The organism is Trichodesmium erythraeum IMS101 (genome assembly GCF_000014265.1).
GTDB classification, from domain to species: domain Bacteria; phylum Cyanobacteriota; class Cyanobacteriia; order Cyanobacteriales; family Microcoleaceae; genus Trichodesmium; species Trichodesmium erythraeum.
The window spans coordinates 4,487,112-4,500,764 of record NC_008312.1 but is presented as its reverse complement, the minus strand read 5'-3'; the positions used below and the strand labels follow the sequence as shown (position 1 = coordinate 4,500,764).

General features: G+C 31.1%; 9 protein-coding genes and 1 pseudogene. 2 read left to right on the top strand and 8 right to left on the bottom strand.

Translation table 11 applies throughout. The features are described 5' to 3' along the window. Positions 1 to 88: 88 nt before the first annotated feature. Both TERY_RS13900 and TERY_RS13895 read right to left on the bottom strand, forming a co-directional pair. The gene (locus TERY_RS13900) at positions 89 to 448 is read right to left on the bottom strand and encodes a hypothetical protein (RefSeq protein ID WP_370495480.1); all 360 of its coding nucleotides are present in this window, start codon (positions 446 to 448) and stop codon (positions 89 to 91) included. 259 nt (positions 449 to 707) lie between these two features. After that, positions 708 to 1,955 carry a hypothetical protein gene (locus TERY_RS13895; RefSeq protein WP_011612418.1) on the bottom strand — a complete coding sequence of 416 codons (1,248 nt, stop codon included), beginning with the start codon at positions 1,953 to 1,955 and terminating at the stop codon, positions 708 to 710. A 1,290-nt stretch (positions 1,956 to 3,245) separates the two neighbouring features. Between TERY_RS13895 and TERY_RS36975 the strand changes: the two genes are divergently transcribed. Next, entirely contained in the window at positions 3,246 to 3,473 is a 228-nt protein-coding gene (locus tag TERY_RS36975; RefSeq protein ID WP_370497217.1) for an HNH endonuclease, read from the top strand. Between the two features lie 78 nt (positions 3,474 to 3,551). On the opposite strand, the pseudogene TERY_RS13890 reads toward TERY_RS36975, so the two are convergent. The 4 genes and pseudogenes from TERY_RS13890 to TERY_RS13870 all read right to left on the bottom strand — a co-directional run bounded on the left by TERY_RS13890 (position 3,552) and on the right by TERY_RS13870 (position 7,620). Continuing rightward, a pseudogene (locus TERY_RS13890) lies at positions 3,552 to 4,255 on the bottom strand (IS1 family transposase). A 284-nt stretch (positions 4,256 to 4,539) separates the two neighbouring features. Further along, positions 4,540 to 4,896, bottom strand: a complete 357-nt coding sequence (locus tag TERY_RS13885) for a hypothetical protein (RefSeq protein ID WP_011612416.1) — start codon at positions 4,894 to 4,896, stop codon at positions 4,540 to 4,542. A gap of 554 nt (positions 4,897 to 5,450) precedes the next feature. Beyond that, positions 5,451 to 5,981 carry a phosphoribosyltransferase family protein gene (locus TERY_RS13880; protein ID WP_011612415.1) on the bottom strand — a complete coding sequence of 177 codons (531 nt, stop codon included), beginning with the start codon at positions 5,979 to 5,981 and terminating at the stop codon, positions 5,451 to 5,453. Positions 5,982 to 7,413: 1,432 nt separating this feature from the next. Then, positions 7,414 to 7,620, bottom strand: coding sequence for a hypothetical protein (locus TERY_RS13870; protein ID WP_044137557.1), 207 nt, complete (start codon positions 7,618 to 7,620; stop codon positions 7,414 to 7,416). Positions 7,621 to 9,543: 1,923 nt separating this feature from the next. Between TERY_RS13870 and TERY_RS13865 the strand changes: the two genes are divergently transcribed. Beyond that, positions 9,544 to 9,891, top strand: a complete 348-nt coding sequence (locus tag TERY_RS13865) for an NAD(P)H-quinone oxidoreductase subunit M (protein WP_011612414.1) — start codon at positions 9,544 to 9,546, stop codon at positions 9,889 to 9,891. 790 nt (positions 9,892 to 10,681) lie between these two features. Here TERY_RS13865 and TERY_RS13860 read toward each other — a convergent pair. Both TERY_RS13860 and gap read right to left on the bottom strand, forming a co-directional pair. Then, positions 10,682 to 11,056: a DUF1823 family protein gene (locus tag TERY_RS13860; protein ID WP_011612413.1), complete on the bottom strand. Its 375-nt coding sequence runs from the start codon at positions 11,054 to 11,056 to the stop codon at positions 10,682 to 10,684. 392 nt (positions 11,057 to 11,448) lie between these two features. Then, positions 11,449 to 12,477, bottom strand: a complete 1,029-nt coding sequence (gap, locus tag TERY_RS13855) for a type I glyceraldehyde-3-phosphate dehydrogenase (RefSeq protein WP_011612412.1) — start codon at positions 12,475 to 12,477, stop codon at positions 11,449 to 11,451. Between the last annotated feature and the right edge of the window lie 1,176 nt (positions 12,478 to 13,653).

Genomic DNA, 13,653 nt, shown 5'->3' with positions numbered 1-13,653 from the left:
AGAACTTAATAAGAAAATAAGATAAATATAGATTAGAATCCTATAATGTTCCAGATATTTTTTTATTTCCAAAAATTTAAGAAAAACTTTAGTTCTGAGAGTCTAACTCTTGAGATTGTTGTAAATCATTCCGTAGGTTAGCTATTTCTTGAGTTAGCTCTAATAAATCTCTTTGTATATCTGATTGTGCCAAACCCGAAGCAGAATTAGGGCTGGAAGAAACAGTTGTGCTATCAGTATTGGCTTGAGTATTTTGTTGATTCAAAATTATATCAACAAAGCTTCGAGCTTCCTGCTCAGTCATCTCACCTCTTTCAGCCCACTCCTCAGTTAGTTGATTAAAATCAGAATTTAATTTATTCAAATTTTCATCCCGCTTACTAGAGTCTTGCAAAGTTTCCATGAAAAAGGAGGTTGCACCTAGGGTAGTACGGAATGCTTTTTGCATTATTTGGGTTAGATCATCAGGGTTCATAAATGTAAGTTTACTCAATATTAAATAGTAATTTCTCTATCATTCTATATTATAAATAGACTTTACTGTTAAAATAACCCAGATGGATAGAAGCAAGTGCAAAGAAGTTATGCTAATTTTTTGATATTTTAAGAGCTCAATCTATATTTTTTAAATCTTAATAACTAGCAGATTAAAAGCTAATTGAATTTATTTATCAGGTATAGCCAATGTGTAATTATTATATACTTGATTAAGATTGTTTAATAATAACCCTTTCTACACCCAAACTTATTAGCTTATTTTTAACTTGTAAAACAACATTTTTTAAATTTATATATATTAATAAATATTCATTTTCTGTCAATCTGTATATCAGGGATGATTTACAAAATAATGATAATATATCTTTTGGTATATCATCAAATTCAAATATTTTTTGTAGAATTAATTTACCACCAAAACCAGGTAGATTATTTTGCAATTTTACCCATGAATTATGAGCCATATATTTGCCATTAAAAGTAGGTATAAAACTGTATATTTTTGGAAGTTGATTGACTGCTTTTCTGACATTAGTATGTTTTAACATATAATTGTTTTCTGGTTTAGTTAAATCCAAGACGAAAGCTTCAGCATTTCCTAAATAATTTTCTGGTATGCCAACCTTTCTATATCTTAAGTTACAAGGAAAAATAAATCGTTTAATAGGAACAACTGATAAAAATTCAAATAAAGCATCGTTTGTGCTATAAGCACTTTTTTCATTAGAAATATTTTTATTTTTACCCTTGATTAAATCTAACTTTTCTTTGGTTAAGATACATTCAAGATAACTCCAATTATTCTTATTTTGAAAAAAACTGTTCAGTATAAAAACAATAAAAGACGTTGAACTGAAAAGTTTATCTTTCCATGATAATTTTTTAAAGCTTGCAGATATAAAATCATCCATTTTATTAAAATTTATTGTAAATAATGGTTCAGATTTAGAGACATATTCTAGGTCTTCGTATGCTTGAGAAAGATACTCTAATAATTTAAAATATGTTCCACCATCTGCTATGAAATGATTAACAAGTAGAGTTACGCCATAATAATTTTGATTATGATTTAAAATCACATATATTAATGGAATATCTTTATTAATAGCATCTGCAGATTTTTTGGGAATATTGAATTGATTTTTTATATAAGTTCTTGCATCTAATAAATTATCAATATTTATTTCCTGTTCATCTAGATCAATATGAATAAAACCAACACCAGATTTTTGTGGGTTACATACGACTTTTAATGGGGAAAAAAATTTCTTTACCAATCTTCCTCCCAAAATTGGTACACTATCTACTATTTGTTGAATTGCTACTTTCAATCTATGAGAATCTATTTGATGTTTGTACCAATTTATCACACCATAATAAGGCCAAACTCCCATCTCAAGATCAAATTTTGAAAGTTGATACTCTTGATACACATTACTATTTGTAATTAATTCCATTGGTTTCACATGTTAGATTTATTGATATTGAAAAATCTTTTATAGACTCGTTCTACCTAAATAAGGGAAAAATAATGATTTTAGGAAAGTCATGGTAAATCCTGTTTAGACAGAAAGCTTACCCCATAAAGGTAAAACAGAATGCAGAGGATACTTATGCAGCAAAGGTTAGAGAGAAATTGGAAAAAGTTACTTTTGATAACCAGATTTGGGTTCAGAAGATGCTTTTAGGTTGCTTATATTAACTGTATTTATCTACCTAACAATATCTACAATATATTAATTCTTCAGTAAATTTATCCCACTGATTATAATCTTAATATTGTGTTGAAAAATACTCTCTTATAATATATTTTCTTTATGATTTAGTTCTTGAGGAATTAGGATTCAGGAAACAGAGAAGCATAGAGTTGAAGAATAGAAAAACTTATGATTTGGTACTGATACTTTCCCGTTAGACTTTGGTTTATAAGGAAGAGTATATAATTATTTACTTCATCTTTATCTACTAGAAAATTTTTAAGACTTTACTTTTAAAAAATTATTTTTTTGTTCAGAATAAATAAACTTACCGAATATTTTAATCCCTGTATTAATTGAGCGATAAAACCTTGCAAATTTATTCTAGCTTCAGGAATAATATCAAAAGATATAGATTATACTGCTAAATTCAAGGTTAGTTTAGAAATATACATCAGAAATAAAATATAAACAAATTGTATTCTAAGTTAACTCAATATTAAAGATAATTTTCGATCTTAAATTATAGATAAAAAAAATTTTATGTTAATATAACGTGGATAGAAGCAAGTGAAAAGTTGTTGGAAAATATTTTAGCTAGAATGTATATTTTATAGCTGAATCTAGATCTTTTTAATCTGAATAGCTAGAAACTTAAAAGCTAATTTATTTTGAAAGTAAACTCAATTTGTAATTATTATGTAATTGACACGATATTTTAATAATAACCTTTTATCAAACCAAATTTATTAACTTATTCTCAACTTGCAAAACAACATTTTTGAAATTCGCATATATCAATACATATTCATTTTTTTTTCGTTCTGAGTCTTAGTGAACTTTTCCCAAAAATGATAATATATATAAATAGAAAAAATAGGTCAATTCCCCTAGAGTAGAAGACATCGAAATAAGGCAGCCTTCTGGGTACAGAAAAAGTATTTCCCCAATGTTAAAAAGACCAAAAACTGGTTGCTCAATGATGGCGAATATATACTAAACCAAGACTCAGATGTTCCTATTTGATCAGGCACATTAAAGTTAAAGGTAATAAATGACCATTATGAAGGTGACTGGAGTTATTGGAGCAACAGAATAAGTAAATATCCAGGGGTAAGGAAAGAAGTCACGACGCTGTTAAGACGACAAAAAAATAAATGCACATTTTGTCAGGCAACCTTTAAGCCTACAGACTTAATGGAAATAGAGCATATAAAATCTAAGTCTGAAGGTGTTGAAAACACATACAAGAATAAACAACTGTTGATGATATGTTGATATTGAGGCAGAGATATACCCATGACAAGGAATGTCGGCGTTGGTGAATTAAGTTATGATTGGAGTTCATAGCGATCGCTATGAATATCTATAAGGAACTGGAACATCCCAAAATTGATATTTACTGGATCAGTAAGTGAATTGAATGCTTTAACTTCGCGTTATATTTTGAGTAGCAAAGAGTCCTTCGATGTCATATGGCAAGATAGTGCCGAAGTCTAGTATTTTCTTCTTCTACTCTGGTCATATAGGTTTTGCTGATAATTTTATCCCCATCATTAATAGGCCTTGGTATATACTTTCCATCCATCTGTAATTTAAAGGAGGACATTCCTATTTTTTAACTTGTTCCCATAAAGGATAAAATGTTTTTCCGCTAAGATTTCTAATAACCCATTCTAAAACTCCTTTTTTAAAATGATTTACTGCGGTTCATACCCAAATTTGGTTTTTTTTGAGCCTAATTATCTCTGTAATTCTTCTAGCTCTTCTACTTGAGGAGTTTTTTGAGGAGAGTAAGAACGTGGTAATAGTTGTCCTACTTGTTTAATTGAGTTGATAATTGTAGTATGGTGTAGCTTTTTGACTCTTGATATTCCTCTTAAGCCCATAGCATTAACATATATTTTTAAGCATTCATCTGTGAGTTGATCACTATAACCTGTATAAGTTTCATAGGAATCAATAAATTGAGGACCACAATAAACACAGATGTAGTTTTGCTTTCCTTTCTTTTGGCCATTTTTATTGATGTAAGTTGATTGACATTCTGGACATTCTATAATTTTTCTGCCTAAGAGCGCGATCGCTATGAACTCAAATCATACCTTAATTCACCAACGCCGGAATGTCTAGGAGAGGAGCAGTGTGAGGTGAAAGTCAGGCACGGTTTTGAATTTGAAGGCGAGTCGGATAGGGTAACCTATATGGCGAACGTTTAACATATCATAAAATTCAAACTATCTTTGCAGAACTAGTTTCACACAAAAATTAGGTAAATAATTTTGTAATTTAACCGATGAATTATGCTTCATGTAATTGCCATTCAAAATTAGTTTGAACACTTTCAGCCTCTTTGGTCTAAATATTGATTAATATCATCATAAACTCTAGTAAGTTCAGCTTCAGTGGTTATCCGAATTCGCTCATCTCGCAAAGTAATTAATAATTTAGCAGCAAAAGGACTAGGCCAAATATTAGGGTTACAAAAGATTTCTAAAAAGACATCTCCTGTATACCGATATTCCGTAGGTTTTTGTGGAGTTGGTTTACCAGAACTACCTGTAGCCGTTTTGGCAGCAACAGATTTTAATTGCTTTATTAATTCAGCTATTGCACTTTGTAAATTTCTTGCCGCCTCAGGGGTAAAATCAAAAGATATAGATCCCTCTACTAGATTCAAAGTTAGTTTAGAAGTAGACATAATAAATAAATAATTTAATTGAAGAAGATTATAGGTTAATGGTTCAATTGAAAAAGAATTCAAGTCTAATTAAGTTTCGATACTTTAAAAACCCCGGAGTTAATGACCAGGCTGCTCCTAAATAGTGTTTTTGATAGTGCTATTAAAAAATCTATTTCTACCTTTAATATTCAGCAATCTAACACTAAAGGAAACATGGAGACAAATGTAGCAATTCTATATAATTTGTGAAAAAAATAAGCGACTAGAAGGGAGGAGACAGGAATCAGAAGGCGTGATAAACAGAAGTTGAAACTCTTGTCAAGAAGTTCAGTGATTTTACAAATAATTTAGGATTGCTATACATATATAAAGACTATTATTAATGGATAAGTATATCACACAAACTAAAGCTCAAGTTACTACTTGAAGCCAAAAAATTAGGCATTTGCTATTTTTGACTAATTTAGCTTTAGCTTGAATATGATGATATATGAGTTTAGTTAATATCAGCATTTTTTTAACTTAGCACAAAAAATTTTTTCCTAAATCTGTATCCCTAGTAAATTAAGTATTTAATCCAAGTTAATTTGACTATCTATGTAGACATTTGTTAAATCAGAAGGATTTATTTGTTCATATATTTCAAAGGGTTGATGAATCCAGGGATTATCAAGCAAATAATCAACATAGTAATCAGGTTCAAATATTGAGCAAGACTTATACCACAAAACAGCCGTTTTTACTTCTTTAATTTCTTGACCATAATTATTCTGAAGCCAATTAATGGATTCTTTAATAGTAATTCCTGAGTCTACTAGGTCATCAACCAACAAAACATGACTACCTAAACTATCTGTAGTCATAGTCAAACTTTTCGCTATTTTAATATTACCTTGCTTTTGACCCTTAATGTCGCCATAAGAAGAAGTAGCTAGAATTGCTAAAGGTTTGCTGAAAATACGAGAAAGAGTATCTCCTACTCGTAGTCCTCCCCTAGCTAAACAGACAATTTGATTGAACTCCCATTGGGATTGATAAATTTTTGCTACTAGATGTTCAATTGTTTGATGATAATGTGACCAAGAAATATAAATATCGCTCATTTGTAAACTTTACAATAATAGTGATACTTATAAAGTAGGTTAATTTTAGCTAAAACTACTATTTTTTTACCACAATTTTTATCTTCTTTTTTGCTTAAGAGTAAGATAAAGTAATGCCTGGCAAAATTATATACTACAAAAGTTTATTTAAACTACGGTTGTTCAGGTTAGATATTCTTTAATATTTATACTTCTTATGGTGAGAATTTACTCTATAGTATATAAAAATTTATGAGTTAAAGATTTGATAAAAAGTTTTTGGTGATATAGTTGTATTGTTATATAAGTTGATATTTATAAAAATGCTGAAAGAAATATTTTAGTTATACTAAATAAAGCATTTTGCATTACACTTTTAGGTAATCAAAGATATGAATTTTCTTGATAAAAAAACATTATCTTTAGACCTAAGTCAAAAAATTGTCAGTACTTATTAAGCCTCACAGACATCTATTCAGATGTACTCGAAAATTGGAATTAGGGTCAGTGAGAGTACAATGTACTGTTTTTTTGAATCAAATAGAATTCTGGAAAAAAATCTTCAGAAGTACTCAACCCTTAAGAGAGGAAAATCAAAGAAAAAGGGAGGATAATTCGGATTTATTAGAGATGTGCAATGCCGAAAACCTGGTATTTTTGGATTACTTGGGTGTTTGACTGGGGATGATGAGACTAATGTTCAGGAGCTTATTAGATATCTTCATAAAAGGTTACTAACTCTTTGAAACGCCGTTCCAAAATCGGCATTTTTGGAGAAGTATATTGGAGAACAGGCTAACATTAATAACCAAAAATATTAAGGTAGTCGAGTCAAAGTCAATTGGGGCTATCAATTTTAGAAGTACTAATTCTTTCAAAATTTTATGAAAATCAATGAAGAGAAAAAATTTCTAACAATTTATCCAGAAAGAGTTAGTGCTGAAATTATGATCAGGAGCAGTGGTAGTTATGAAAAACTTTTAAGTCCATAAAGTCAAGGGTATTGAAAAAATGTTAGAGTCTGTGGGAACTAAGATTATGTATTTATCTCCCTACTCATCGGAGCTCTCTCCAATGGAGAGTTTATGGTAAGAACACCCTAGCATTTATCAGCAAACTTTACTTTGCGTTACGCCTAGAAACTTAGAAGCAGTAACTAAACTATTAGAATGGGGTATTAAGTGATATTTCTCTAAGCAAATCAAAAATTATTTGACCTACTATTATTGCTGTACTAGTTAGTTTTGCAAAGTGCTGTGTTATTTATCTTTGTTAGATATAATTAGTGGTTAAGGATTAGACATCAGGAACTATGAATAAGATGCTAATAACTTTTATTTGAGAATTATTAAAGATAAAAATATCTTATTATATGGATTATTAGAACATAGTTAAGTATAGCATTTTTCAAAAATAATTAAACTTTCAACAATTATAAAAAGGATATTCTGAATTATACCATTTTCAACCATCCACGGCGAATTGCATGAATTAATCGATTAATTGCGGTGGTATCTTCTTCAGTCAGATTGTGGTATAAAAATAAATCTTTGAGTTGTTTTCTTTGGTCTTTAGTCAAGATACCAGAACGATAAACTTGAAACATTAATTCTGTGATTCCTATTGCCGGTAGAAAAGATTGATTTAGATAATTCATCATAGTTTTTTCCAATAACTCCATTACTTTTAATATTACTTATATCAAAATTAATAATTGTGATAAATAAGTTGAATTTAGATGATATTTATCCTACAAATTAGTGATTTATATCACATTAGTTTACATAAAATTATTTACTCAAGATATTCAAAAATATAAATTTTCAAGAATATAAGTAAATATTAAGATACAAGAATATAAGTAAATGTTAATACAGTGGTTTGCACGTGTTATCAGGGAAAGTTAGAAATAAAAATTTGATTACACTGTTTTGCATAACTATTAGGTGTAATGATATTTTCTGAATTGTTTTGATAAAAATGAAACCTTATTCTTTAGACTTACCTCAAAAAATGGTCAGCACTTACGAAGCTGGAGATACTATCTATTGGGAAAGTTGCTCAAAGATTTCAAGGAGTGCAAAAGTAGGGTACAAGAGCTATTAAAACGAAAACCATAAACAGGCCAATTACTGCCTCGATGAGTAATAAGAGGTAAGCCCAAGCAATTATTAAATTATAAAAATGAAATAGAAGATTCTAGAAAGACTTATTGAGACCTGACCTGATACTAGTAGAATGCTGTGAATATTTGCAAGACAAAGCTGGAATCATAGTCAGTGAAAGTACAATGTGCCGTTTTTTGATTCAATACAACTGACCCTGAAAAGAACCCTAAGAAGCACTTAGGCTCTAAGACAGGAAAATCAAAGAAAAAGGTTGGAGTATTGGAAAGTAATTAGAGATTTGCCATCCCGAAAAACTGGCCTTTTTGGATGAAATGGGTATTTGACTGGGCATGATGAGACCAATGGCCAGGAGTCTATTGGAGAAGGATTTTATGGGTCCAAACGTTACTATAGAGGTAGCCAAGTCACTTTCATTGGGGCTATCAAATGTGGTCATGCGATCGCTATCAAAACCTTTGTTTTAAATCTAATCCTGATGAAAATTAATTAAGGGAGAAGATTTTCAATATTATCCAGAAAGAATTAGCACCAAAATTATGGCCAGGAGCAGTGGTCGTTATGGACAATTCTGATGGTTCATAAAGTCAAGGGTATTGAAAAAAATATTAGAGTCTGTGGGAGCTAAGGTTATATATCTATCTCCCTGCTCACCAGAATTTAAACCTATTGAGTATTAATGGTTGGAACTCAAAGCATAATTCCGCAGCATTTGTGCCCAAAAACTTGAACGGAGTAACTAAACTTTTAGAGTTAGGCATTAAGTTGTTTTCCTCTAAGCAAATCCTAAATTAGTTTATTCACTGTTATTACTGTAATAATTAGTTATGCAGAGTGCTGTATATAGTTATGAAATTATATTCAACATATCTTCGAGAAAAAATAGTTCTGGCATATTTGAACTAGAAAATATTAATTGCTCTGTAGTAGCCCTTATATTTACTATCAGTAAAAGTTTATTCAGTCTCAGGCATTGCAAAATAAAACAGATATAAATTTACAACCATTAAAATGTGGGAAATCAAGGTTTAGTCATCTGACAAATGCAGGGTTAGATTTCAAGCGATAGTAGAATTATGTGGGTTATTTGCATTTAAGACTAGAAATTGAGTGAGTCAGACTAAATCCGCTTTACGCTTTATTATAAAGGTTAAGGCACTTGTACTAGAGAGTTGGAAGGATTTAAAAAATAAGCTTTTCATAGCCGGATTTGGTATCATACTCTTAGTGCATTGTTAGAAGTTGATGATCCCAGCTTAGGTCAATGGCAATTACGAGGTAAGTTTATTATTGGTCCCACTTGCATTGCACTGAATATTTGCTGAATTTTTATCTAGAGAAGAAAATATAGACTATCGTTTAGTATCTGATTAATAAATTAGGGATATATTATCATGCTAGGTAATACAGTACTTAAGATAGAATTTAACGAAAACTAACGCCAGAAAAAATTACTTATGCTATTAAAGTCAACAACTAGACATATTCGTATTTTTGCAGGAACTGTGGAAAATAATGAACTTGTTCCTGATGATCAGGCATTAACTTTAGATATTGATCCCGACAATGAACTTAACTGGAATGATACTGCTGTGGAGCAGGTTTACCGAAAGTTTGATGAATTGGTAGAATCTTATAGTGGTTCAGATTTAACTGAATATAATCTGCGTTGTATGGGTTCTGATTTAGAACATTTTGTCCGATCACTATTACAATCAGGTGAAATTAGTTATAACCTTGGTAGTCGTGTCAATAACTATAGTCTGGGACTACCTAGAGTAGATGTTGATGCTGAAGCTAAATAGCAATGTTATCTCAGTTATTAGTTATCAGTTATCAGTCTCTCTAGCTTCATTTAGAGGCTTGAAATACTAAAATTGAAATTTCATCAATTCCGATAACATTTCTGTTATCGGAATTATTGAGAATAGTTTAGCGTCTGCTATAAATATAATGTTATTTTCCTATGTCCTATTGCTATCATATTTATGATCAATTGTTTTGGGTCTTGTCTTTTATATGTTGAGTATTAATGAACTATTTATATTGGTTTGATATGTGAGTCTCTTTCTATTTTTTTCTTTTGTTTTTTTTAATTTCTATGGTAAGCATTCAGTGGTTATCTATTAGTGATCAGCTATGAGTTATTAACTCATTATAGTGCAATAAGGAATTAGTCTCCAAGGATAATTAAAAAGTTATGCTTGCATAGTTTCTGCTAAGTTATGAAGTGCAGAATGTTGGTAGTAGAGAGTTACTAATAGTAGTATTCTCAAAGTAACCAGAAAATTTTATCAACCTCAATAGTCTTGGTGAGAGTTAGCAGTATATTCAACTAAAAAAATTTAACTACTAAATCCAGAATTTACCTATTACTTACAATCAAAAAATGTAGGTTTAATTCGACTATTTAAAATTGAGGATAGCTTAGATATCATTAATCTCTATAAGGTAAAACTAGAGCAAGTAGATGGCTGTGCTATGCATTAGTCAAAATCAATTTTATTTTCTGGATATTTTTATTGGAAATGTTTATTAGTCTTGGGCGTTGGTTAATCAAGCATTGAGAAATAGCTAATCTCTGCCCTCTACTTCCTAGTCTCTTTTATCATTAATTGCCATATAACTTAAAAGCCAATTAGCCATAGTAGCACGACGTGCTTGTACAGGAGTAAATTCGCCTATTTTATAGCCTTTAAAACCCAATTTTCTTTTCAACAATTGTTTATTTTCTTTAGGAATAGAGCGAGTCAATTTAACAGTAGGTGGCCGAAATTCAATAAAATTTGGAGGTTCTGGATATTCTTCTCGCCACTCTGGTGCTACTCTGGAAATATCCCATTTACAAGTAGCATTATCATAACGATAACCAAGATAATACCAAACTAATTGATTAACAGTTTCATCCTCAATTTTTTCATCAATAATTGCCTGAATAGTTTCTATATTTAGAGTTGGTAGTTTAGACATAAAACCTGATTCCTTAAAACTTAATTTAGATGATTCTGTGCTTAGATTATGTATGGCAGAGAGCGTCTCTGGTATACTAAACTGACATCTTTTCCTTAATAAACTGGTTTTTAACGACTGATTATTGGCTGCTCCTAGAGTAATTTTTGCCCCATCAACCTTATTTCTGGATAATTCCTGATAACTTAATTTTTCAGTTATTAAGTATTATTTAAGATAGATCGCTATCCTTTAATAGATTATAATATTTTATCATAGGAGTTTGTTATCCAAACCCCTAAAGTTTTTTCACAAATGATTTAGGATCGGTACATAGGGGTCACTAGGGTGATTAGCACATTCTCACACCTCTTAAGTTTAGTATGTACTAGGAGCCTTTACTTTTGAGACTACTACTTAGGCTTACCCTCTTTTTCTGCCATTGATAACATTAAATCTAGGACTCGATTTGAATAACCCCACTCATTATCATACCAAGAAACAACTTTAAAGAAGTTGGAGTTAAGTTCAATTCCAGCTCCTGCATCAAAGATACTAGAGTGAGAATTACCTGTAAAATCAGTAGAAACTACAGGATCTTCAGTATAGCTAAGAATACCTTTCATCGAATTCTCAGCAGCCGTTTTCATTGCTGCACAAATATCTTTGTAATTGGTTGACTTCTCAGTTTTGAAAGTCAAATCAACTACAGACACATCTGGAGTAGGCACTCGGAATGCCATACCAGTTAGTTTTCCTTTTAAGTGTGGCAAAACTAGAGTTACTGCTTTTGCAGCACCAGTAGCAGCAGGAATAATATTTTGAGCAGCACTACGTCCACCCCTGAAGTCTTTTTTACTAGGACCGTCTACAGTTGGTTGAGTAGCGGTCATAGCGTGAACAGTTGTCATTAGACCTTCAGTTAAACCAAAATTATCGTCAATAACCTTGGCAATAGGGGCTAAACAGTTAGTGGTACAGCTAGCATTAGAAACAATTGTATCAACAGCTGGATCGAACAAATCGTGATTAACACCCATCAGCAAAGTTTTTACTTTGTCAGGGTCTTTAGTAGGAGCTGAAATAATTACACGTTTTGCACCTGCTGCCAAATGATTTGAGGCACTATCAAAAGTGGTAAATAATCCTGTTGACTCAACTACATAATGTGCGTCTTTTTCTTTCCAGGGTAATTCAGCAGGATTTTTCACTGACACACAGGGAATTAATTTTCCGTTAATTTTTATACCATCGTCGGAGGCGGTTACTTCCCCTTGGAAACGTCCATGAGTTGAATCATATTTTAATAAATAAGCTAGGTTTTGTGGTGGTACCAAGTCGTTAATTCCTACAAATTCAATTAAGTCCGGGTAGTTCAGTCCAGCACGAAAAACTAGGCGTCCGATACGACCAAATCCATTGATGGCTACTTTTAAAGGCATGGATACAACTCCTATATAGCTAAAAGTTTCTATAAGTATCAGGGATTACCGATTAGAAATTATCATAAGGATAATTGGTCTAAATTATTCTTTTCCATATCTTAAGAATCTCTATTTAACTCCTCTGCACATTGGTGTTTTTAAACTTATGCTTAATAATATAAAGTTGACTCAATTTTTTTAGCAATTGAAATATGATGATGAAATTACAATAGTAGAAAGAATTTGTGAGTAGAACTTATCCATGCTGGTAGTTATATTATTATTGATGCCAAACTTGCTTCAAAACAGTTAATTTAAGAGTTGAGACAGCAGAAGGTAGACTTAATTACCAAAGTATAAATCAATGCAGTAAGCAAATATACTTTAGTGCTAGCAACACTCAAATACATTCTTGGTAGACCTTACATCTGGAGTAAATTAGTTAAATTACGCAACTGTTTGATGAGAAAGACTACTTTACGGTAAGATGGTAACACTTAGATATGGCACTTATGATTTCCATTGAGGCTCTCCTGTTCAAAAAGTGCGCTTTGTAATAGCTGTATGGCTTTATGGCAAACAAATAATTATGCTTTCAATGATATCACTATTTCGGCAGCATAAATTTTTACTGCTTACAGTTGGGGTTTCAATATTGAAGTCACTTTCGGGAAGTTAATTCAACTATTGTCTGGTTTTAGCTATCAGTTTTGGATGAAAGATATGCTCTCAACTCAGGGGTGGCTGAAATAGTTAATTCTCAGTCGATATCCTCAGAAACGGCCGCAACAGTTTCACAGAAAAATTGAAGCAATGGAGAGGTTTGTATTTATTCATGCTATAGCTCTAGCTGTTACAATTACTGAGTTTAGAGATGCCTATGACTGTCTCGAAACATTTCTCCGGTTAGTTTTGTACTTTACCTTCTAATAGTTATCGGAGTGAACGGATAGTTTTGCTAACACTTGCTGAACAGAGGAAGTATATTTTAGTCAAAAGTAGGTGAGGACTAATTTTGCCAAAATTATTAAATGCTAGATCACTATTTACGAGGTTGTGGAAAATGGAGCATTTTGTCAGATGACAACAACTTTTTTATGAACCAAAAAACTTTTTACTGTTCAGTTTATAAAAAAACTCAAAGAATAATTATACTCAAATGATAATTAGTAAAATTGAAAAAAATCTGGAAGA